Source organism: Gardnerella sp. KA00771 (assembly GCF_049244045.1).
In the GTDB taxonomy this organism is placed as follows: domain Bacteria; phylum Actinomycetota; class Actinomycetes; order Actinomycetales; family Bifidobacteriaceae; genus Bifidobacterium; species Bifidobacterium swidsinskii.
This window is the reverse complement of sequence record NZ_CP058368.1, coordinates 382,138-405,316: the sequence shown is the minus strand read 5'-3', so window position 1 is coordinate 405,316 and position 23,179 is coordinate 382,138. Positions and strand designations below refer to the sequence as shown.

At 47.8% G+C, this 23,179-nt stretch carries 19 protein-coding genes and 2 tRNA genes; 5 read left to right on the top strand and 16 right to left on the bottom strand.

All coding sequences use genetic code 11. From position 1 onward, the window contains the following. Nucleotides 1–396: 396 nt before the first annotated feature. The 10 genes from HXT57_RS01865 to HXT57_RS01820 all read right to left on the bottom strand — a co-directional run bounded on the left by HXT57_RS01865 (nucleotide 397) and on the right by HXT57_RS01820 (nucleotide 11,472). Nucleotides 397–1,410 (bottom strand): Abi family protein, encoded by a 1,014-nt coding sequence (locus HXT57_RS01865; RefSeq protein WP_102703396.1) that lies wholly within the window; start codon nucleotides 1,408–1,410, stop codon nucleotides 397–399. A gap of 173 nt (nucleotides 1,411–1,583) precedes the next feature. After that, nucleotides 1,584–1,656: transfer RNA gene (locus HXT57_RS01860), tRNA-Arg, on the bottom strand. A 494-nt stretch (nucleotides 1,657–2,150) separates the two neighbouring features. Then, the gene (locus HXT57_RS01855) at nucleotides 2,151–4,838 is read right to left on the bottom strand and encodes an ATP-binding cassette domain-containing protein (RefSeq protein WP_102703394.1); all 2,688 of its coding nucleotides are present in this window, start codon (nucleotides 4,836–4,838) and stop codon (nucleotides 2,151–2,153) included. A 54-nt stretch (nucleotides 4,839–4,892) separates the two neighbouring features. Continuing rightward, nucleotides 4,893–5,501, bottom strand: a complete 609-nt coding sequence (locus HXT57_RS01850; protein ID WP_004105192.1) for an ECF transporter S component — start codon at nucleotides 5,499–5,501, stop codon at nucleotides 4,893–4,895. A gap of 442 nt (nucleotides 5,502–5,943) precedes the next feature. Continuing rightward, nucleotides 5,944–6,717: a DUF4191 domain-containing protein gene (locus HXT57_RS01845; RefSeq protein WP_076003139.1), complete on the bottom strand. Its 774-nt coding sequence runs from the start codon at nucleotides 6,715–6,717 to the stop codon at nucleotides 5,944–5,946. A gap of 189 nt (nucleotides 6,718–6,906) precedes the next feature. Then, a complete protein-coding gene (locus HXT57_RS01840; RefSeq protein ID WP_004105197.1) occupies nucleotides 6,907–7,545 on the bottom strand; it encodes a DUF3043 domain-containing protein in 639 nt (212 codons plus the stop codon). 208 nt (nucleotides 7,546–7,753) lie between these two features. Then, nucleotides 7,754–9,121, bottom strand: coding sequence for a dipeptidase (locus HXT57_RS01835; RefSeq protein ID WP_421783643.1), 1,368 nt, complete (start codon nucleotides 9,119–9,121; stop codon nucleotides 7,754–7,756). A gap of 151 nt (nucleotides 9,122–9,272) precedes the next feature. Then, on the bottom strand, nucleotides 9,273–9,824 hold the full coding sequence (locus HXT57_RS01830) for a low molecular weight protein-tyrosine-phosphatase (protein WP_050770725.1): 552 nt from the start codon (nucleotides 9,822–9,824) through the stop codon (nucleotides 9,273–9,275). A 45-nt stretch (nucleotides 9,825–9,869) separates the two neighbouring features. After that, on the bottom strand, nucleotides 9,870–10,517 hold the full coding sequence (locus tag HXT57_RS01825) for a dihydrofolate reductase (RefSeq protein WP_119504570.1): 648 nt from the start codon (nucleotides 10,515–10,517) through the stop codon (nucleotides 9,870–9,872). Nucleotides 10,518–10,599: 82 nt separating this feature from the next. Continuing rightward, a complete protein-coding gene (locus HXT57_RS01820; RefSeq protein WP_119504571.1) occupies nucleotides 10,600–11,472 on the bottom strand; it encodes a thymidylate synthase in 873 nt (290 codons plus the stop codon). Nucleotides 11,473–11,623: 151 nt separating this feature from the next. Here HXT57_RS01820 and HXT57_RS01815 point away from each other — a divergent pair, with 151 nt between their 5' ends. Together HXT57_RS01815 and HXT57_RS01810 are read left to right on the top strand one after the other, a co-directional pair. Next, complete coding sequence (locus tag HXT57_RS01815) at nucleotides 11,624–12,043, top strand: OsmC family protein (RefSeq protein ID WP_004119211.1); 420 nt, start codon at nucleotides 11,624–11,626, stop codon at nucleotides 12,041–12,043. A 112-nt stretch (nucleotides 12,044–12,155) separates the two neighbouring features. Continuing rightward, complete coding sequence (locus tag HXT57_RS01810; RefSeq protein WP_421783641.1) at nucleotides 12,156–13,457, top strand: glycosyltransferase; 1,302 nt, start codon at nucleotides 12,156–12,158, stop codon at nucleotides 13,455–13,457. A 668-nt stretch (nucleotides 13,458–14,125) separates the two neighbouring features. Here the strand turns inward: HXT57_RS01810 and HXT57_RS01805 are convergent. The 3 genes from HXT57_RS01805 to HXT57_RS01795 form a co-directional block, all read right to left on the bottom strand. Beyond that, nucleotides 14,126–15,151 carry a universal stress protein gene (locus HXT57_RS01805; protein WP_004105206.1) on the bottom strand — a complete coding sequence of 342 codons (1,026 nt, stop codon included), beginning with the start codon at nucleotides 15,149–15,151 and terminating at the stop codon, nucleotides 14,126–14,128. Nucleotides 15,152–15,292: 141 nt separating this feature from the next. Next, nucleotides 15,293–16,015 carry a C40 family peptidase gene (locus HXT57_RS01800; protein ID WP_012913909.1) on the bottom strand — a complete coding sequence of 241 codons (723 nt, stop codon included), beginning with the start codon at nucleotides 16,013–16,015 and terminating at the stop codon, nucleotides 15,293–15,295. A 113-nt stretch (nucleotides 16,016–16,128) separates the two neighbouring features. Further along, nucleotides 16,129–17,274, bottom strand: a complete 1,146-nt coding sequence (locus HXT57_RS01795) for a CHAP domain-containing protein (protein WP_004110625.1) — start codon at nucleotides 17,272–17,274, stop codon at nucleotides 16,129–16,131. A 186-nt stretch (nucleotides 17,275–17,460) separates the two neighbouring features. On the opposite strand from HXT57_RS01795, the gene HXT57_RS01790 reads away from it, so the two are divergent. Then, nucleotides 17,461–17,727, top strand: coding sequence for a DUF2530 domain-containing protein (locus tag HXT57_RS01790; RefSeq protein ID WP_103013927.1), 267 nt, complete (start codon nucleotides 17,461–17,463; stop codon nucleotides 17,725–17,727). A gap of 51 nt (nucleotides 17,728–17,778) precedes the next feature. Here HXT57_RS01790 and HXT57_RS01785 read toward each other — a convergent pair whose 3' ends face one another. Beyond that, the gene (locus HXT57_RS01785; protein WP_116440380.1) at nucleotides 17,779–19,047 is read right to left on the bottom strand and encodes a sensor histidine kinase; all 1,269 of its coding nucleotides are present in this window, start codon (nucleotides 19,045–19,047) and stop codon (nucleotides 17,779–17,781) included. Between the two features lie 189 nt (nucleotides 19,048–19,236). Between HXT57_RS01785 and phoU the strand changes: the two genes are divergently transcribed. Beyond that, a complete protein-coding gene (gene phoU, locus HXT57_RS01780) occupies nucleotides 19,237–19,917 on the top strand; it encodes a phosphate signaling complex protein PhoU (RefSeq protein WP_103013925.1) in 681 nt (226 codons plus the stop codon). Nucleotides 19,918–20,069: 152 nt separating this feature from the next. Here the strand turns inward: phoU and HXT57_RS01775 are convergent, their stop codons facing one another. Both HXT57_RS01775 and lysS read right to left on the bottom strand, forming a co-directional pair. Further along, nucleotides 20,070–20,810 carry a phosphoglyceromutase gene (locus tag HXT57_RS01775; RefSeq protein ID WP_004112459.1) on the bottom strand — a complete coding sequence of 247 codons (741 nt, stop codon included), beginning with the start codon at nucleotides 20,808–20,810 and terminating at the stop codon, nucleotides 20,070–20,072. A 155-nt stretch (nucleotides 20,811–20,965) separates the two neighbouring features. Continuing rightward, nucleotides 20,966–22,663 carry a lysine--tRNA ligase gene (gene lysS / locus HXT57_RS01770; RefSeq protein ID WP_004110641.1) on the bottom strand — a complete coding sequence of 566 codons (1,698 nt, stop codon included), beginning with the start codon at nucleotides 22,661–22,663 and terminating at the stop codon, nucleotides 20,966–20,968. A gap of 238 nt (nucleotides 22,664–22,901) precedes the next feature. Here lysS and HXT57_RS01765 point away from each other — a divergent pair. Further along, nucleotides 22,902–22,975 (top strand) — tRNA-Pro (locus HXT57_RS01765). Nucleotides 22,976–23,179: the final 204 nt, after the last annotated feature.

Here is a 23,179-nt window from a genome sequence, read left to right as displayed (position 1 = left end):
CGCATTTATAATGAATAATTTCCGACGCCAAAACGCAAAAATCGCGTCTTCGGCGTGTCTAAAAACCGACCACTTTCCCACACAAAGTACTACATGTTGTTATAACGCACGCATCGCACCACTATATGCTGTGCTGGTATATGCTCTGTGTGTTGTGTGCTGCGCTGCTGTATTCTGTGTGCTTCGTCGCTATATACTGTGTGAGATTCGTCACTATATGCCATGCTATATATACTGTGCAACGCGAAAGCAGGTCGTCGCGTCAGCAAGAAAATCCGACAGAAACTGTGCAGCTGTGTAAAGGAAAGGTCGTTTGCGCGCAAAAAAAAAATCGGGGCAGATGCACTCTCGCACTTCCGCCCCCCAAAACCCTAAGGTTTTCAAGCATTTTCAATTTTATCTTTCACATATCCAACTGTCAATAACAGTACAAATAAAAGCAAGCAATGAGTTAAATTTACTCGCTTTATCATACTCTTTTGTGTACTCAGATGCCTTTTTTATAAATCCTCCTGCAATGTATCTAATAATGCTTTTTTGATCATTCACGCATTCATCACATTGATAATTCCTAGACAAAAATCTCTTATACATATATGCAGTTATCACTATTTCTTTCATCTTCGCATTACACATATTCGATCGCCTCGCACGCTTATTGAACCCTACAGCTTCAATAGCTTTACTTACTTCTTCAAGCAAAAGCACGTTGTCAAAACTCTTTTCAGTAATTCCATCCAATATTGAATTAGAATGAGCACAAGCATTACGCACGGATTTTACCCTGCACAATAAGTGATGCTCCTTCTGCATCTCTCTACTACCCCATCTTTTTGCGCAAAAACGATAAAATCTTAACAATGTTCCAAATGTAATACCTTCAACAAATACCCAAATTGGCATTCCACCTGCATACTTTGCCGCCGGTTCTCTGCTATATTTCCCATCTTTAAGTCGTTCTAATTCAGCAATTAGTATTTTGCGGTCATCGTTATAAAGACTAGACATGTAATCTTCAACAATGGAGTATCCATCTTCTTCAGGATTTTCAGTAAACATTTTCATTAACTTAACTTTTGCCTCATGCTCTATAGCTAAAGTTATTAGAAGCAAAAGTATTTGAAACATCCTATTAAGCTGCTCTATTTTGCATAATTGATCAAAATCCAAGTCAATATACTGGCCATCCCTAGATCCACCAACTCTCTTGCTAAACAATTTTTTATATGAACAAGTCTCAAAATAATATGAGAAGATTGAAAGGTAGGAAATTGCAGAATCTTCAGATTGTTTGTTAAAAGTTATACCTTGCTTCTTAAGATGTTTTATCTGATCTATTGACGAAAGCTTCACAGGCAATTTACTAATTGCACATGTTTTCTTTATATCCGAATCGCATTGATTGTCCATACTATGTATTCCCCTTTTCCAAACTATGGATAAATATCTTTTATTTTTGCGAATACTACCCCAATAGCATTCGATGACTCTTTAAATGCACCAGCGCATATGCAAATATTCTACAAAACACTACACGAAAAGCAACGAATAGACAGGCACGACCAAAAGTAGAAAATCAAAAGTGGGCCTAATGGGATTCGAACCCACGACCTTCTGCTCCGGAGGCAGACGCTCTATCCACTGAGCTACAAGCCCGCAACTCGAGAAAGTATACACGCTAGTGAGGATGCGCGACGACCTGCCTGAGCGCAGCATTGCGCGCGCGAAGGCAATTCGGAGCGCCGAGCTTGCTTAGGGTTGAAAGCACAGTGTGCTTTCAACGCAAGCGAGGTCTGCCTGCGGCTTTATTGACGCAGGCAGGGCAGGTTAGTGTGGTTGTTCATTGTGAATTCGGTTGTGTTTTGCGTGCGCTGACGACCTGCTTGAGCGCAGCACAGGGCGCGCGAAAGCAACTCAGAGCGCCGAGCTTGCTTAGGGTTGAAAGCACAGTGTACTTTCAACGCAAGCGAGGTCTGCCTGCGGCTTTATTGACGCAGGCAGGGCAGGTTAGTGTGGTTGTGCTTTAGAAACTAGATTGTGACTGGGGATGCGAAGCAAAAAGCGACAGAAACTTTACAGCGGCGTAAAGGAAATAACGCGCCGCTAGCAAAAGCCGCTATCAAAAGCAGCCATCGCGCGCATAGAAAAACTCACGCGCCGCCAAGGAAGGCGAAGGTGCCGAAGTAAAGCGCAGCCACAACAGCAACCGACGGCACAATCGCGCACACAGCAAAAATCCACCAGTCGCGCGCACGCACACGACTCACGCGAGCGTGCGAACGCGCACCAATTCCCCCAAAACCGCGCGCTTCCATAGCCGTGGCGAGCGTCGTCGAGCGTCGAATCGAAAGCACAAGCAGCGCAAACGACTGCGGGAAGAACGCCCTCACGCGATGCTCATCACCCAAACCGCGCGAACGCCTCGACGCAGTCAGCGCCGCCCAATCATCCTGCAGCACGCCAAACAGCCTAATTCCAGCCAAACCGCCGTACACGAATCGATCCGGCAAATGCAGCACCTGGCTGAAAGCATCAGCCAAATCCGTAGCATCAAGCCCAATCACCATCACAATCGACGGCACGCCAATCGCCAAAATCCTAAGCGAAGTTGCAACAGCCAACATAGCCGAACGATCCGTAGCATGCATCAGCCACCACTGGAACCAAGTATTTCCGCCACTTTTGCCGTATAGCAACACAGTGAGCGCGGAAGTCGGCGCACCCACCCACACAGGCCACGAAAGGCGAATCACACGCCATGGCGGAAGCTTAATGCACGCAAAAATCACAAATTCCAACAGCAACGCGACCGAAGCAGAAACGCAATCAAGCGTAAAAAATAGCGGAATCGAAGCCGCGAACGCTCCAAAAATGCGAAATACTGGATTAATTGACGCGAGAAGCGGCGATTTGCTTGAAAGTTTCGCTTCCTCGTCGCGATTGTTTACAGCGCTCACTTTGATACGCGAAATGTCTGTTGCGCCGGTAGTTGCGGAAAGCGCTTCGGAAGATTTCACTTCGGAAGCACTCACTTCAGCAGCACTCATTTCAGCAGCTTCAGCTTTCGCATCCGGCACAAGCTCAACCAAGCGCGCACCCAACGCCTCAACCAGCTCACGGTCGTGCGTCACCACAATAATGCTCACACCCTCGCTACGAAGGCTTGCAATCAAGCGAATAATTTGCAACCAAGTTTTGCGATCCTGCCCAAAAGTCGGCTCGTCCAAAATCAGCACACGCGGAGCCGCAGCAAGCGACGCCGCCACAGTCAGACGACGCTTTTCACCTCCCGAAAGCGTGTACGGATTCGCCTTCGCGTAACGAGCCAGACGGAATCGCTTCAGCAACTCCTGAGCCTTCGCGCGCGCCTCATCCGCCGAAACACCCGTGCGAAGCGGCCCCAACATAACCTCATCCAACACCGAACCACACGCAAACTGATGCTCCGGATTCTGAAAAACGTACGAAATGCGCTTCGCCAAATCAGGCGACTTCCACTTCATTGGATCCGTACCATTCGCGCCTTGAGCAAGAGCATCACTCGCCACAACCTCGCCGCTTACTGCCGGCAAAAGACCAGCCAAAGTGAGCGAAAGCGTTGATTTTCCAGCACCGTTCGCGCCGACCAAAGCCGTAATCTGTCCGGCTTTAAACTCAAGATTGATGTGACGCGCAATCGGCTCGCTATTATGGCTGATTGCGAGGTCCTTCGTGAAAAGTAGCACTTCTCCGTAGCCTTCTGCTGGATCGCAGTTTTCGTAATATTTTTCAGAAGATTCTGCATTTGCGGAAGAATTACTTACGGAAGATTCATTTGCAGAAGATTTTACGTTTTTCTTGTAGCGTTCCGGAAGCCAAATACCCAGATCCTCAAAGTCCAAATCGGTGCGATTAAACACCTCGTCTGGCGTGCCGTCCGCCACAATCACTGTGCGCGAAGAAGCCACGCGCGCAATATCGTCATCGTGAACGGTTTCGTTGTTCGCAGCTTTTCCGTTCGCAGCTTCATCATTCTCAAGCCCAAGCACAACCACGCGGTCAATCATGTCAATCCACGGCTCCGCGTGATGCTCCACAAGCACCATCGTGGCGTGCGTCAAATCCAAAACCGCGCGCACAGCACCAACAATCTGCTGCGTGCCATCCGGATCCAAATTCGCAGTCGGCTCGTCCAAAAGCAGCACACTCGGCTGCATAGCGAGCGCGCCAGCAAGCGCCAAACGCTGCATCTGACCGCCGCTTAAATGCGAAGTTGAGCGATGCAATTGCAAGCCATCCAACCCAACTTCTTTAAGACTTTTGCGCACGCGATCCCAAATTTCGTTGCGCGGAACGTTCATATTTTCCGGACCAAACGCAACGTTATCCCCCAAACGCTGGAAAATCGCCTGTGCATCCGGATCTTGCAAAACCAAACCAACGCGACCGCGCGCACGTCGAACCGGCACGCCGTCAACCAAAACACAACCCTCGCTCACACCACCATCGGCATCTTCGACGAGAGTGGTTTGCTGGGATTTTGCGCTATTTTTCGCCACAAAATCATTGCCAATAAGACCTGCCGCGCCGCTTAAAATCGTGGATTTACCGATGCCTGATGCACCAAGCAGCAACACGCGCTGCCCCGCCTTAATCGTGAGGTCCAACCCGCGCACAGCAAAAGCGCGACGGGAAGCATGACGATAACCCCAATTCTCAAAACGAAGTTCAGCGTTACTTGCGTTAGAAGCGTTATCACTAGCTCTACTTGCGTCACTAGCGTTGCTGATACTCTTGCGATCACTTAAATCTGTTGGAAGGAAAGTTTCAGATTCTTGCGATTGAGTAGCATCAGGCATAGTAAATCCTTTATGGCAATGATAGATTTTAGTTATTTCTTAATACGTTATTCGCTATTTTTCGCGTATTTCGCGACCGGACGCAAACTGATCCAACGCGCCGGTCTTAGCGATTCCCACATACAAGAACCACATTAAAACACCAGCAAACACAATTCCGGAAACCACTGTGCTGGCGAAGTATGGAAGACCATACTTGCCGAATACGCTAACAGCCTGTAACTTACCGAGGAAGGTGTAACCCCAGCAACCAATGCCAGTCAATGCGCCGGAAAGAATCATTGTGTTCAAATTCCACTTCTTGTAAGCGAAAATAATGAACGCAATTTCAGCAAACAGACCCTGAACCACTGCAATAGCGAAGGTTTCAGCACCACCCCACTGATTGCCCATCAAAGCTTCGAGCACGCCAGCTACGACTTCAGCGTAAATAGCAGCACCCGGCTTACGCACGATTACTGCGGCCAAAGGAGCAGCGAAGAGCCAAAGACCGTTAATAAGACCTGCAAAACCTGGAAGAATGCTGTTTAGCGCAGTCCATGGAACCTCACTAAAAATGGCAACAACCCAATAAATAAAAGCAGAAACAACGCCAATTACGGAAGCAACTGCGATGTCTGCAACACGCCACTGCATGTTGGACTGATAATTTTCTTCTGACATAAAAATGTGCCTTTCTTGTTACGTGTTGCAATGCGTTACATTGTGCGCAATGCAATATTTTGCGTTACATGTGTACATTACGATGTTGTGCGTCAAACGCGTTACATCGTGATGCGTTACATGCAATACTTTGCGTTACAAAGAAACCTTGCAACACCTCTCCAGGCACGGGAAAAACAGACCTCCGTGCGCCGGTATTACCCGGATTCACGTTCAAGCGGTTTTCTCTCAGCTCTGAATGTTCACGCTTGCATAAGCGAGATAACACAGAGCACCCGTGTCGATTGACGATTGTACGGCACTGCGTCGACGCCAACCCTCCAAACGCGCGCGCTGTGCTGCGCTCAAGCAGGTCGTCGCATCAATAAAAATGTGCGCAAGCGACGAACAAACGCCACTTACGCACGCAACAATAAGGCTAAAACACTAAAATTTACTTAATTTACTTACCGCGCATTGCACGACGGCTGATGCGCTGAGGACGCGTTGGATCGATGCCCTTCGGAATGCCAAATCCACTCTTGCTTTGCAACGTGCGCAAACGCTCATTCAAAATCGCAAGCTCTGTCTTAGTAAGGAAGAATCGGCGGTTCGGATGAATTTTATCGAACAACGCAAACTTGTGCTTCACAGGCTGTAGCGTCTTCGAGCGCAACACCTTTCCGCGCAATTCTTTAAGCTTCACCTGATTTTCGCCATTACCAACAGCAATACGGTATACAGGTATATTAGATCCGGCAGTAACGCTTTTAATAGCGTGCTCCTGTCGATCCATAGCATGCATTAAACGCTCGTAATTACCCTCACCAACGAGGAAAATTCCGTTAAAACCAGTGCCTCGCCAAAGCGCATCCTTCGTGCGCGCGTCCACCCACACAGGCTGCTGCGGAAAAGTAAAACCGCCCTTATTAATCGCAGAAATAATGCCAGCAGCCGCACCCGGGCGACCTTCCAACTTTGCGTAACCAACTTTATCTGCGCGCTTCGTAAGTACAACAGTAAACAGCAGCAAACCAAGCATCGCCGCTGTAATAAGCATCATAATCCACATCAAAATGGACCAACGAGATACAATTCCAAGAATTACAGCAACCAAAATCGGTGCAGCAAACGCGCAAGACAACCACAAAGGCAGCTGCTTATCGTCAGAATGCGTGTACTTATAAATACGTATAATCTGCGAGAACATGCCCTGCTTTTTCTTAGGCTTCTTCATACCTTGCGTCGCGCCCTGAGACGCGCCTTGCGATTTGCTTTGTGCTTTATCTTGTGCCATGCGTTTACCCCATGATATTCGCGTTATTTTGAGTATCTCAAATAATAATAGTAGCTTGTGCAAATATTAATAAATTTGCACTTACTTGTGCACTTACTTTTACACTTACTTTTACACTTACTTTTACACTTACTTCGGCCAGTTACCACGCTTTGCGCTACTCGGCTTAGGCAAACGCCAGCGACGAAGCTGCATAGCGCGGCTGAATGCGTACATGCCGGAACGCGATTTGCGCGACACAGCCACATCACCAAAACGACGAATCAGCTCCTTACGCAACTTACGCCACATAACAAACATGTCAATTACAGATGCAAACAAATACGCGTACAAGAACACTGCAAAAACAAAATAAACAATCACAAATTTAGATAGCGCAAACAAGCAAATCATAATCAACACTGCAACTGGTATGAAAAACTCGCCAATATTAATTCGAGCATCCACGTAATCGCGAATATACACACGCCACGGAAGCTGCTCAATTTTTGGCATATGCGCCAAATCGCCAGTGCGCATTGCGTTGTATTGCAAATTCTCAGATTCGCGAAGACGAGCGCGCGCGCGTTTTGCACTTTCCTTGCGATCTGCCGGCACTAGTGGACGAAGCTTTTGCGCCTGAGCAGCGTTGCGCTTAGGAGTTGGCGCGTTTTTTTCGCGAGATTTCGTCGCTACGGACGATTCTGCATCCGCTACTTTCTTTTGCAACGAAGGAGTAGACGCGCCCTCATTATTGGCAGTTTTCTTTGCAAATGGATTCCATGTCATGTTTGCAGATTACTCAACAGACTAGACGCATGCAGACGCGGCGGAAACGGCAGAAAATTTACAGTAACGTAAAATTTCGGTCGAGAATCGCCACAAAAACGGCAGAAACTTTACGCGCATGTAAAGAAAAAGGGGTACATATCAAAAAACGGCAGAAACTTTACAGCGTTGCAAAGTTTATGCCGCCTTCGCGCAAAATTAGCCAGAATTACTCGCCCAATCGATCCAAAAGCAGCGCTTCCGTCACAATATTTCCGCGCAAACCAGAAAGCGAAATCGACTCGTTCGGGCTGTGTGCATTAGACTTAGGGTCTTCCGGACCCGTCACCAGCACCTGCGCCTTCGGGAAGATGCGCTGAAGCTCAGGAATAAACGGAATCGAGCCGCCCTCGCCCTTGTTTACCGGCTCCACGCCGAAAGCATCGCGCATAGAAGCGAGCGCATCCTTCGTTGCAACAGCATCCGGATCCATTGCCCAACCCATGCCGTTATCAATCGGCTCTGCAGTAACTTCCGCACCAAAAGGCGCGTGAGATACCAAGAAGTCACACAACGCTTTTTGCGCTTCTTCCGGACGCTGCGAAGGCGCGGTACGAAGCGAAAGACGCAACTTAGTTTCGTGCGCAATCACATTAAAACTGCCCTCAACAGGATGTGCGTCCATGCCGATTACCGTCAGGCTTGGCTTAGTCCACATGCGCGCGGCGAGAGAACCGGTGCCTGCAAGCTTATAAGAATCGACCACGGAAGCGTCGGCGCGCACTTGTGCTTCGTCCAAATCGCGCTGCAAACCGCCAACCGGTTCCTGTGCTTCAATTCCAGGAACTGCCAAGTCGCCAGCTTCGTTGTAAAGCGAGGCAATAAGCATGGAAGCGAGCGTGTAAGCGTCCAAAATCGGACCGCCAAACTGTCCAGAATGCACTTGATGACCAAGTACTTTAACCCTTACATCCACGTCGGTATTTCCACGCAAACTCGTTGTAAGACTTGGGATTTCGGCGGACCAATTGCCGGAGTCGGCAACGATAATTACGTCGGATTCGAACTCGTCTTTATGCGATTCAATGAACGGGATGAAGCTTGGCGAGCCCATTTCTTCTTCGCCTTCGATGAAAACCTTAATATTTACGCGCAAATCGTCGCTTAGTGCGCGCAAAGCTCCGTAGTGAATTGCGATTCCGCCGCCGTCGTCAGCTGAGCCGCGTCCGTAGAGGCGACCGTCGCGCTCTGTGCCTTCAAATGGGTTTGTGTTCCACTCGGATGGGTCCGGAACAGGCTGCACATCGTGATGCGCGTACAGCAAAACCGTTGGCGCACTTGGGTTTACGATACGAGAGCCGACCACTTCAAAAGCCCCCGGAGTGCCGTCCGGATTCGTGGACTGCTCAACGCGCGCGTCAATACCAACCTCACGCAATACCCCAGCCACGTATTGCGCGGACTTTTGCATATGCTCGCCGGCAATACCCTTAGCAGAAACCGCAGCCAGCGAAATCTTCTTATTCAACACGGAAACTACATCATTCCAGGCGTTTTGCACGCGAGCGCGCACGTCTTCGACAGCCAAATCTGCCATAAATCCTCCCAACTAAAAGCAACAGAGCGGTAATTGATGCCTGTAAAACTATACCTACAAATTTAAACTATATTCGCAAACGTGAGAAAACGCTCGCACTATAAGTGCTCGCTTATAGCGCGAGCGTTACCTCACATTTGGAGCGTTTAGTTTAGTCAGCCCTCTCAATGCGCGCGGCAACCCAATCGACGATATAAGGCGCGCACTGCTCAACCTGATCCATCGCAACCTCAAATTCGCGAGGACCTCCGTACCACGGATCAGCCAAGTCGAGCAACATCTCGCGACCAGGCTGCGGCTTAGGAAGCGACGGATCAAACGCGCGATACATATGCACAAGTTCGCGCTTTTGCACAGGCAACAAACGCAAAAGCGAGCGCATATGCGAAGCCGTCATAGGCAAAAACAGGTTCGTTTCCGCAATCTCATCCGCTTCAATTCGATGCGCAAAATGCGAAGCAGGAAGCCTGTATCCGCGCTTAGTTAATTCCCTTTGCGCGCGGCGATCAATCGGATTGCCATACTCTTCGTCGCTTACACCACTGGAACGCACAGCAACGACGTCGCCCAATCCCCTCAATTGAAACTCGTTGCGCAACACGATTTCCGCCATTGGCGAGCGACAAATATTGCCTGTGCAAACCGTCATGACGGTATATGGGTGACGCGCGTCTACCTTGATTTTGCTTGATTCTTCAGTCATGCTTCCTCGTTTATTTTGCTGTCTCGTTTACTTTGCGATTCTCGTTTACCGCGCAGGCTCATATACCATAGACCGGTATCGTGCAGGATTGCTTTCGCTACCAACCTTAAGCAGCGCTTCCTCAAACTCACCTTCGCGCGCAACATGCCATTTTCCTGCATCAACTAATGCATGAATGTTCGGAGCAAACGTGTCCGCTGCAACTTTCGCATCGATTTGCGTTACGTAAGCTGCGTCCGCGTGATAATTCGCGAGCATCTCGCGCAAAATCGCAGCACCGCCAATAACCCAGATTGCGGAGCCGTCTTGCGGCAAGTCTTGCGGCAAGTCTTGAGATGCGCTTTCCTGATTTTCCAGCGCTTCCCTATTTTCCAGCCATTCGCGCGCATAATCCAAAGCCGCGTCAATGCTAGTAAAACTACGCGCTCCATCCGCCACAAAATCCGAATTATGCGTAACAACAATATTTTCACGCCCAGGCAACGGACGGAATTTCGGCGGCATCGCATCCCACGTGCCACGACCCATAATCACAGGGCAACCGATAGTCATCGCCTTAAAATAGCGCAAATCCGGCGAAAGTCGCCACGGCATACCTCCGTTTACACCCATCGCGCCTGGCTTGCCGTCCAAACCAAAAGCCTCGCCCCAAATCAGTCGCACAGGGAAATTATGCGACACGCTGTTTGCCATATACGCACCTCACACGCTAAATCAAGCTAAAAATTAAACTAAATCAAGCAAAATAATTCGCAACCAATCAAACCGCAATCAATCACACCGCAACCGGCGCTTTAATCGTCGGATGATGCTTGTACTCAACCACCTTAAAATCGCTGTAATCGTAGTCAAAAATCGAATCCGCCTTACGAATTTCAAGCTGCGGATACGGGTATGGCTCGCGCGAAAGCTGCTCAAGCACCTGCTCAACGTGATTGTCGTAAATATGGCAGTCGCCGCCCGTCCACACGAACTCACCCGGCTCCAAACCTGCCTGCTGAGCCATCATCATCGTCAAAAGCGAGTAGGACGCAATGTTAAACGGCACGCCGAGGAACATATCGCAAGAACGCTGGTAAAGCTGGCACGAAAGCTTGCCGTCGGCAACGTAGAACTGGAAAAGCGAGTGGCATGGCGGCAACGCCATATGCTCAACTTCCGCAGGATTCCAAGCGCTAACAATCATGCGGCGAGAATCTGGGTGATTCTTCATAAGATCCAGAACGTTTGCGATTTGGTCGATTGTGCGGTTTGGATTTTCCGCTGTCGAAGCCGGCCAACTCCTCCACTGCACGCCGTAAACAGGGCCCAAATCGCCGTTTTCGTCCGCCCACTCGTCCCAAATATGAACGCCGTTTTCTTGCAACCAACGCACATTACTCGAGCCTTTAAGGAACCAAAGCAGCTCGTACGCAAGTCCTTTGAAAAACACGGTTTTCGTGGTGATAAGCGGGAAGTATTTGCTAATATCGAAACGAATTTGCTGGCCAAAAAGTGAGATTGTGCCAGTGCCGGTGCGATCTGATTTTAAAGTGCCTTCCGTAAGGATTTTTCGCACTAAATCCTCGTAAGGAGTTGGGATGCTGGAAAGCGGTTTTTGTGGTACGCGCGCGCGAATTGCGGCAAGTTCTTCTTCTGTTAAAGCCATGCTGCCATGTTAACAAAGTGCTAATAAATTTAAAGAATCGCGCTCGTAAAACCATATGCCTACCGCGCAAAACGCTAACTTCTGCAATTGAACGCAAAGTTACAATCCTTACGATAACATGAACAAATACGACTACAGCAAAGGAGCAAAAATGTCTAGAAGATTATGGGTAGAGCGCAACGAAGACGGCACTTGGGAAGCACACAGCGACGACGGTGTGAGCTTGAAGTTTGGTCACGGCGAAGGCATGTTCAACCCGGTTGAATTAATGCAAATCGCTTTAGCTGGTTGCACAGCTCTTAGCAGCCAGTACGCTGCAGAACACGCTATTGGAGAGGGTGCTGGAGCGCGAGTTGTAGTAAACGGCACGTACGACGCGGAAGAAGGCACATACTTGCGTTTTCAAGAAGACGTCACTCTTGACGCAACTTGCGCAAAACCTGCACTCAGCCAGGAAGATGCGTCCGCACTAAAAGAGCGCATGGAACGCCACATTTCCAGGGGTTGTACTGTTAAACATACGCTCGAAAAAGGCGCGCAAGTTAGCGTAAACGTTACGGTTCGCAGCTAGAATAAGCCAAAAGTCGCACCAAAAGTCGCGAAAAATCACACTAAAATTCACCACGTGTGGCACAATTGAGTACACAAGATATTTGCGCAATAATGACGCTACGCATGCATGTATGCAACCGGAGGAAACTTTGAAAATCGCTATTTTTACCGAAACGTATCCACCGTACATAAATGGCGTCGCAACACAGTCTTATATGCTCAAAAAGATGTATGAAGAGCTTGGGCATGAAGTGCTAGTAGTCACGGTCGGCTCCAAAAAACAGCGCAAAACCAAGCTTGAAGATGGAGTTGTTTACGTTCCGGGCATATTGCTTAAAAAGCTTTACAAATACCGCGTTGCGCTTCCGATTGGTCACATGCGAAAGCAACTTCCTCTTAAATTTAAGCCGGATGTCATTCATATTCAAAACGAATTTGGCATTGGCGAAATCGGCTTGGAAGTAGCAAAAAAAGAGCATATTCCCGTTATTTACACGCTTCATACAGAATACGATAAATTCCTGTTTTACATTGGCTTAAAGCATTTTACTGAGTTCTCTCGCAATATTTCGGCGAAATATTTTATGCGATTCTCGAAAAATGCCACAATTATTACGAGCATGTCTCCTAAAGCACAGGCATATATTGACCGTCAGAAGGTTGATAAAAAAGTAATTGTGCTGAATAATGCTGTGGAATATAAAAAGTTCCTACCAACGCCTGAGCGACTTGCATTCCGCAAAGCTTTCCGCGAAAAATATGGCGTTTCTGACTCTACTAAGCTGTTTGTTTTCGTTGGTAGAATCGGCGCTGAAAAAAATATTTCAGAATTAATTGACAACTTTATGTATTGCGATTTTCCTCGCGAAAAAGCGCGCTTATTTGTTATTGGCGGCGGTCCTGATTTGGAATCGTTGCGCAAGCGCGTGGCAGATAATGGTTTTGACGACAGAATTTGCTTGCTTGGGCCTATTGCTCACACGGAAATTCCAAAGTATTTGCACGCAATGGACTACTACACAACCGCATCACTTTCCGAAATGCACTCACTTTCGATGTTAGAAGCAATGGCTTCCGGTCTGTTTGCGCTTGTAAAGCATGATGTACCGAATGAGAAGCAGATTATCAGCGGTCAAAACGGGTATCAGTGGGATACTAAGGAAGATTTTAAAACTGTTTTTAGTAAAGTTTTGAATATGAGCGAGGCTGAGCAGGCTCAGCTTAAGGCGAACGTGCTCGAGTATTCGAAAAATAACGATTTTAAGAGCCAAGCGCGTGAGCTGCTTAAGATTTACAAGCGCGCAATCGAGATGAATAAAGAAAAGCTCGCTGAAAAGAAAGCTAAGCGAGATGCCAGGCGCGCGCGTTTTATGCTGAAAAAGCGCGAGAATACTGAAGCGGAGTCGCAAGAGCCGCAAAAGCCGCAAGACTAGATGACCTGCGCGCTCCAAATGTGGGATAAAATCCCCGGCAAATGTGGTCAGCTTCGGCAAAACCAACAACAAACGCCAGTAAAAACTCCGGCAAATGTTTCACTACGCCGGTCTTCAGACACGCGCGCAGCGCGACGACCTGCTTTCGCGCTGCGATTTTAGCGCGCGAAGGCAATTTGGAGCGGAAACTCGCTTAAGTTGGAAGTCCAGTGGACTTCCAACGCGAGTTTCGCGCGCGAGCGTAATCAGCGCGAGCGCAATCTGCACGAATGTCTCAAAACAAGCAAAATGAGACCCTAATGCAGTACGCAATCTGCACTAATGTCCGAAAACAACCAAACAGAGACAATAACGCAGTAACTCATCTGCACCAGTGTCTCAAAATGGGCAAAATGAGACACGCGCGCAGAAAGCAAGTCAACGCTAGTAATTCAATGCTCAAGCAGGTCGTCAGCGCACACAAAACACAACCTAGTTTCTAAAGCATAACCACACTAACCTGCCCTGCCTTCGTCAATCGAGACGAAGGCAGACCTCGCTTGCGTTGAAAGCACACCGTGCTTTCAACCCTAAGCAAGCTCGGCGCTCCGAGTTGCTTTCGCGCGCGCTGTGCTGCGCTCAAGCAGGTCGTCGCAGCAACGCGAGCGTTATCCCAAGCAGTCGTTGCATTATCGCAGCGGATCGATTGTTTGTTCAATCTCCTTAGCAGCTTCTTTACCAGCCTTCGGCACATCAACCTCATGCACTCCGGAAATATCGTCAATAGACGCTTCAGAATGCTGCTTTTGCGCTGCCGCAACCTGAGCTGCACTAAATTCCACATACTTGCGCGGCACAACGTACACAGGCCTCGAAGAATGCTGCAACAATCCCTGGCTAATCGAGCCAAGCAGCAAACCGGTAAAGCCACCGCGACCGCGAGAACCAACAACCACAAGATCATGATTCAAACTAGCTTGAGTCAAAGCTTCAACAGCAGAACCAGGCACAACAGTTCGATGAATTTGCAAATCCGGCAAACGCTGCAAAATTGGCTTCACGCGCTCCTCAAGATCCTCCATGTACGAGCCCATAACAGCGGTATCGCCCTCAGCACCTTGCACTCTTGGCACTGCAGAAATAACATCAAGCTCAGCATGCCAGCTATCCGCCAAATCAGCCGCAATTTCAAGAGCTTTAAGCCCCCACTTCGACTCGTCAGAGCCAACAGCCACACGCGTAATCGTATTATTCAAATGAATACGCTGACCGTCATCGTCAGTGTAAGGCACAACCACAATTGGGCAATACGCATAAGCTGGAAGCGAAGAACTAGTTGTGCCGAGCAAACGCTCTGCCAAGCCACCTTTGCCGCGATTGCCAATCACAATAAGCTGATAGTTACGAGAAAGCTCCACGAAAACCGAAGAAGGATCGCCCGTAACAATTAGCGTAGTCGCGTCAACACCCTGCTCAAGAGCAACAGCTTTTGCTTTAGATAGAATTTCTTGTGCATCGTGATGAGCTGCATTATCGTCACCAATCGCAGTGTAAGTGGCATCAAAAGAAACAGCAGCATAACTCGGCAACGAATAAGCGCAAACAATTTGCAATTGCAACCCAGCATGCTTTGCGTAATTTGCAGCCCACCAAACCGCTTTATAGCTCGCGTGCGAGCCGTCAACTCCAACCAATACAGCTTTTTCTGGGATCATTGCCAACCTCCTCATACTTGCACTTGCGACAGCAGCGTCACTCGCGCACAACTTGTAAATACTATTGTAGCGTAATTTTAGATTGAGTGTTGGCCAGTTTTGCGATATATGACTACAGAAACTCTACAGAAGCTATAGAAACTACAGAACGCGACGAATAGAGTATCCGCCTGGGAACACGCAGCGGATAGGATCGTACTTAGTGCCAGCAAGCTGCGAATTAATTACCATGCCGTTACCAACATAAATAGAAGCATGCTGCGCATTCGCGATAATATCTCCAGGCTGCGCTTGAGCCAAACTTGGGATTGGGGTTCCAACAGTTGCCTGCGCTCCAGAAGTACGAGGCAACGAAACACCAACACTAGCAAAAACATACTGCACAAAACCGGAGCAATCCCATCCAGCAGGAGTATTGCCACCGCTACGATATGGAACTTTGCCTAAGAATTGAGTAGCAAAATTCAAAAGAGAAGCAACAGACTTATCGTCAGGAGGAACTACAGAAGCAAGAGGAACCTGCTCAACACCACTGCGGAAACCAGAACGGCTTGCAGCAGCATTTCCAGCAAAAGCACGGCGTGCCACTTCAGCAGCTTGTTCGCTAGGAGTCTTAGTTTGAGGTACATTCAAGCTTTCTATGCCACCCCAATGAGAATTTGTATCGACATCAGTAGAAGTAGATTCAGTTAAAATATCGCGAGGCACATTCGTCACCTTTGGAAATGCGCGCGTAGAAGTGACAGCTGACTCGGAAAGCTCATGCGAAGACTCTGCCATGGCGAATGGCGCCATAACAGTAAGCATTGAAGCTGCAGCGGCAGCTGATACAAAAACTGAGAAAATTCTACTTTGTTTTAGCATACTTTCCGTAGTGTATCATCTGGGTATTACATACGAGAAAAATAGCAACGCCAGTAATAAGCAAACTAATTTTAGCAAACCAGCTCTAGTAACGAAACTTCAGTAATGCAGCTTTAGTAATGAATAAACTGATATTGAGAAACTTCCTTAGCGTCAAACTTGCGCGAGAAAGTTCGTCCTTGGTAAGAAGCGCCACATTCAGAAGTTTCAATAGAACCGTCTGAATTAATTTTTTCAACAACTGCAACGTGCCCATAGAATGGATCAGAACCAGCCTGACCCGAGCGGAACACCATGATATCGCCAACATGACGAGCGGAATTATCTACCCAATAGCCAAGACTGCGCGCAGAATCAGCCCACATATTTCCGTTGCCAAAATGCGAGCCAACAGGCAAACCTAACTGATGGCGGCGAATATACACCCACCACGTGCACTGGCTGAACTCATACGCGTTACCGGTATCCCCAGTTGCGTGATTTGGATTAAAGCCCTTCGGCAAAACGTCAAAGTCTTTATCTATCAACAAAGCAACCTTAGGATTATTCGCAGCAGAACGCGACATTTCCGCAATATTAAAGCCTGAATCAGAACCTAAATTCCACGAATCAGACTTCGAAGATATAGTAGAAAAAGTGCCAGGTTGTACTGAATTAGCAACCTTATTGGCTAAGTTTCCATGCTTCGAATCCGAGCGAGCAGAACTATCTTCATTCGCGCTATTTGCAGCATCAGCAGAGCCCACATTATGCGATTTTTTAGCAGCATTCTCAATAGAGTCAACAGCATTATTAATAGTCGCCATAGGATCAAGAGACTCGCGCTGGCTAGAACGCGAAACTGTTGAAGATGCGTCGCCAACTGCAGTCATAGACGGCTCAAATTCGGAAGCGCGAGCATCAAAACTATTAACCTTAGTTAAAGCCATAGTAGCTGCAACAGTACCAACCATTGCAACAAGAGAAGCCGAAAGTATTACATTGTGACGACGCTCATTAGCAAGCTTAGACAACCTAAGCGCGCGCCTGCTTTGAGGAACAAGCTCCTGCAAACGCTCAGAAACAGCTTCTGGAAGCTCTACAACAGCACCATTGCTAGTAGCAACCGCAGCCAAACGCTCACTAACACGATTAGCCTGAACAGAACGCATACCGCGCACACTATGCGCACCATGCGCGCCATGCTGAGCTACAAACAGCGAAAGCGGCGAATCACCACGCCTCTTTGCTTTTGTGGCACCATGTGCAGCATGTCTCATACTAATCACTTTCTTATGTTAAACGTGGAACGCAGCGCACAAACGCTACACCCCCCAACTGATTTTCTTCCAATCTTCTATGTGAAAGGTTACAACGTGGTTAGGATGTAAGAAACGCACACAACCTAAATCCGCCAATTTTCGCGCTTAAGCTGCACTTGTCACACTTAGACTTCGGTAAGTTGTATGGTTGGAAGTATGAAATTTGCACCTATAGTTAATCCTGATGCACGAAAAGCAGTACCAAAACCGCTGCGCGTTGATTTGCGAAAGGTTTTTGCTATAGGAACGATCGCGTGGTTAGTCGCAACAATGATTGCGCTTATCGTTGCGTTATTGCATATTACGACTTGGTTTCCTGTGTTGTTTTGCGTATCGGGAACAATTATTGGCGTTCTGCTATTAATCTGGGAACATTTTGACCGCTGGGATTACAGGCGCTTAGGAAAATAGTTTATTGCTGATTTGCTAACTTGCTGATTTGCTAACTTGCTAACTTGCTGCTTATTTATTTGCAATTGGTAGCGCAAAACTTACGGTAGTACCCTGCCCCGGCATACTCCAAAGCGTAATATTTCCGTGGTGCGTAAGTGCCACATGCTTAGCAATTGCAAGCCCTAAACCTACACCATCCTGGCTTTGACTATTTTGATTATTCGCACGATAGAATCGTTCAAAAATTCGCGACTGATCTTGCAAATCAATGCCAACTCCGCGATCTACAACACGAATCACAGCGTATTGACCATCTGTTGAAAGTGACGCAGATAGCGAAACTGTAGAATTTTTTGGAGAATACGTAATTGCATTCTCAACTAATTTCCGCACTGCAGCTTGAATTTGCGAAATTTCACCGCGCACGCATAAGTGCGAATCGACTTTTGACACGACGCGTACGCAACAATCCTTAGCAAACGCAGCAACTTGATTTTGCACATACGACAAAACATCATTCAAAGAAAATACTTGCGCAGAATCTAAATCAATAGGATTTTGAGCGCGAACCAGCCATAACAAATCTTCAAGCATGTGCTCAAGTTTCTTGGAAGATTTACCGGCAATTTGCGCAATATCTTTAATTTTTTGCGCAGATACCTGTTCGTTTTGCAAAACTTTCGTAAGCTGAGTTAAGTTGCGAGTAGATCGCATTAACTGCTCAGAAACGTTGGAAATAAAGTCGTCGCGAGTTTGCGCAAAACGGTGAGCTGCACTCGTATCCTCAATAATTACAACTACAATACCGCCTCCAATGCTTCCAGCCGTAACAGTAAGCCAATTAGGGCGCGAAACAGTGGTTGACTCTTGAGGATTTGCGGTTATTGACACATAACGCTCAGGGGTCGAAGTAACCAAAGAGAAGCGCTCGAATCCGCCAGAAGCGCGTACGGAATTAACAGCTTGAAGAACGCGAGGCTGACATAGCGAATCATCGCTAACAACACCTAGCAAATAAGCTTCAGAACTTGCGCGAATTACGTCATTGTTGGCATCAATGACAACAGTTGGCATGTCGAGCATTGCCAAAACTTGGGACGCGTCGTCGCTGATGTCGTCGCTTGCGTTGTCGCTGATGTCGTCGGTTATGTCGTCGCTTTCGTCATACTTTGCGCCATACCTTGCGCCACGAATATAATTAAACGCTCGCTTAAAAAGACGCAAAACTGTAGAAAACCAATCCGACATCAACACACACAACGAAAGCACAACGCACAACGCAAGCACGCCGAAAGCAACAAATACAACAATCACAACCGCAGAAGAACCTTGAGGCATACTCCTATAATCTCATATTTTGCGCGCTTTTGTAACTATGCAACTAAAAAGCGGCAGAAACTTTACACGGCTGTAAAGTTTCGGTCGCTTCGTTACCAGCGTCGTCTATAATTACATAGGATGCCTGACTTATAGCGACGTGCAAACTAGGCGTTCAAATAAACTCACAGCACTGAGAAAGGACGCACCATGCGAGTAATTTTCAACGAAGAAATGAAGGCGATTGCTTCAAACCTTGAACGCATGGCAGAACTTGTAGCAAAAGCTATGAACGATGCTGGAAGCGCGCTTTTAAACGCGGATTTGGAAGCTGCTCAAACTGTTATCGATAAAGACGCAGACTTAGACGCTTTAGAAGCAAGCACTATTGACCAATGCTTGACTTTGCTTGCTCGCCAAAACCCTGTGGCAACAGACTTGCGCGAAGTTGTAGCTACAATGCGATTAGCTGCAACGTTTGAACGCATGGGAGATTTAACAAGTCATATCGCTCAAATTACTAGACGAACCTGGCCTGAATCTGCTATTGCGCAAGAAGGACGCGAAACTATTGTTGCAATGGTTGATTTCTTGCACGAACTGTCAGGCCGCTTAACGACCATGGTTGCAAATCGCGATGTGCAAATGGCGGAAACTATTATTGCTGGCGACGATGCGCTCGACAAATTGCACGAAAAGATTTTTGAGCTGGTAGAAGGCGAAAATTGGAAGGGTACACGCAGGCAGTTAATTGATGTCGTTCTGCTTAGCCGCTTTATTGAGCGAATTGGAGACCATTGCGTTGCCGTCGCAAGGCAAATTGTGTTTATTGTTTCCGGATTCGATCCGTCCAAGAAGCCGGAGCCAGATAAAGACACGGTTGTAGCGTAAAGCGGTTACAGCGAAACGCGCTACGCACTTTCAAGTTACTCAAAGTGCGCATGAAAATAAAAGTAAACAAAAAGTAGGTTTGCAAATTAATTGCAAACCTACTTTTATTTTAAAAACTAACTTAAGCGCTCCAAAGCCAGCGAATCAGAATCTCACTTCTGACCCTGAGCAGCCACAGCAGCAGCGCCGGCAGCAGCAGCTTCTGGATCCAAATACTCACCGCGAGGCTTGATTGGCTTGAAGTTCTCATCCAACTCGTAAAGCAGAGGAATAGCGGTTGGAATGTTCACCTTGGAAATCTCTTCCTCGCTCAAGTTATCGAGCATCTTAACGATTGCGCGCAAGCTGTTGCCGTGAGCAGCAATCATTACAGTCTTGCCGGACTTAAGCTCTGGAATAATATCCGACTCCCAATAAGGAGTTACGCGAGTCACAACGTTTGCCAAAGCTTCAGTTTCTGGAACTGGATCGCCTGCGTAACGAGGATCATTCGTCTGAGAATACTCATCGTTTGGATCAATCTCAGGAGGTGGAGTTGCGTAAGAACGACGCCAAATCATGAACTTCTCATCGCCATATTCCTGACGAATCTCAGACTTGTTCTTACCTTGCAAAGCACCATAATGACGCTCGTTTAAACGCCAGCTGCGACGAACTGGAATCCACAAGCGGTCGGCTGCATCAAGCGCGTAATTCGCGGTATTGATAGCGCGGCGAAGCAAAGAAGTGAACACGATGTCTGGAAGAACGTTCTTCTCTTTAAGAAGCTCGCCACCATGCTTAGCTTCCTCAACACCCTGCTCAGTCAGCGGTACATCAACCCAACCAGTGAACTGATTGGTCTTATTCCATGCGCTCTGACCATGTCGGAGCAATACTAATTTGTATGTCATAGTTACCTAGTCTATTCGTTTCGTACGACTACTTACAAAAAGTAAACAAACACGAAAAATTTAATCAAAAAAGTCGCCGAACACTAAAATAGCATTCAACGACTTTTAAGATTAATTCAACTGATTATAACTAATACAACTAGCGATAATCACAACTAGCGAAGAGGCTTCACGAGTGGGAACGTAATTGTCTCGCGAATAGTTGCGCCAGTAAGAGCGATCAGCAAGCGATCAATACCCATTCCCATGCCGCCAGCAGGAGGCATACCGACGCCGAGAGCCTCAATGAAGTCCTCGTCAATATCCATTGCCTCAACATCGCCAGCCAAAGCATCCTTAGCTTGAGCAACAAAGCGCTCGCGCTGCACAACAGGATCGTTAAGCTCGGAGTAGCCGGTTGCAAGCTCAAAGCCACGCACGTACAAATCCCACTTTTCGACCATTCCAGGCTTCGTACGATGACCTTTAACAAGCGGGCTCGTCTCAACTGGGAAGTCGCGCACAAACGTTGGCGCGTAAAGCTTATCCTCGTAGAAGTGCTCCCACAAGTGCTCAACCAATTTGCCGTGATTCTCCACTTCGTCGCGCTCAACACCAAGCTTGTCTGCAATCGCACCCAAATGCTCAACGGAAGTTTCCGGCGTAATCTCCTCGCCCAAAGCCTCGGAAAGCGAGCCGTACATGGTAATCTGCTTCCACTCGCCGCCAAAATCGTACTCTTCGCCATTAAGCAAAGTCACCTTAGTGGAACCGAAAGCATCGACAGCAGCCTTCTGAATCAGCTCCTTGGTAAGAGCAGCAATCGTATCGTAAGTGCCGTAAGCTTGGTAAGCCTCAAGCATTGTAAACTCTGGAGCGTGAGTTGCATCCACGCCTTCGTTGCGGAAATCGCGGTTGATTTCGAACACGCGCTCAATGCCACCAACCAAGCAACGCTTCAAGAAAAGCTCAGGCGCAATGCGCAAATAAAGATCAATGTCGAAAGCGTTCATGTGAGTTGTAAATGGACGAGCAGCAGCACCGCCATGAACCGTTTGCAACATTGGAGTTTCGACTTCCAAGAAGTCATGACTGTCGAAAGTGCGGCGAAGCGAAGCCACAGCGCGCGAACGCCTGCGAACCATATCGCGAATCTTCTCGTCCGCAATCATGCCAATATAAGGCTTGCGCGTACGAGTGTCGTCGCTTAATTCCTTATGCAAAGCCGGAAGCGGCTGCAAAGCCTTAGCCGCAATCGCCCACTCGGTTGCAAATACAGAAAGCTCGCCAGTCTTAGAAGAAATCACGCGACCACGAACGTACAAGTGGTCACCCAAATCCACCATCTGCTTAAAACTTTTAATGGACTCCTCACCAATTTCCTTCTTGGAAACCATCGCCTGAATCGTAGTACCGTCACCGGCAGAAAGCTTAACAAAGCACAAGCCGCCAGCGTTACGCAAGAAAAGCACGCGACCTGCAATACCAACCTCGGTATCGGTTTCTTCGCCAGCTTCAAGCTTGCCATCGAAATCAGCACGCACCTTTTCGATTGTGTCAGTAACGTTAAGATGCACAGGATAAGGCTGCACACCCTCCTTAAGCATCATTGCGCGCTTAGCAACGCGCATCTGTACCTGCTCAGGATGAGCTTGTGGCCCAAATTCTTTATTGCTTGGGTCGATTGCTTCATCCAAGGTTGCGCCTTCGTTTACGCGCTTGGCGATTGCCTCGTCTTGAGCGAGTAACATTTCGGCATGTTCAACAGTGTCAATTTCATTGACGGTATCTGTTGCTTCGTTTTCTGCTGCATTTTTAGCGGCAGATTCTGCGGCACTTTGCGCGGCAGACATTGCAGTATTGGTGTCAGTCATAAACGCTAATTGTAGCCAGTAGGTAATACAGGTTTTATACGCGACTTGCAGTGATAATTTGCGATATGTTTACAAAGAAATTCCGCAGCCTGTAGCAATATGCTTACGCGGGACTTACTTTGCGTGACTTGCTTTGCGCGACTTGCACACGCTTTACAATAATTTGTATTAGCCAACCTGTAACATTACGGACGTTGTTGGAACTTTTATGCGCATATGCTTTCGCTAGTTTCAGCATCGGGCTGTAGCGCAGTTTGGTAGCGCGCTTCGTTCGGGACGAAGAGGCCGCGGGTTCAAATCCCGCCAGCCCGACTTTTGATTTCTAGAATCACCCTCCACCCACGCACACGCAATTCCGACATTTCCTATACGCGGCTGTAAAATTTCTGCCGAATTAAGGCGCGTAGGCGATATTTCCTTTACACGTGCGTAAAGTTTCTGCCGCAATTTGGCGTGAAAGCGGCAGTTTCTTTACATGGCTGTAAAATTGAAGTCGATTGATTGTGAACAAGCGCA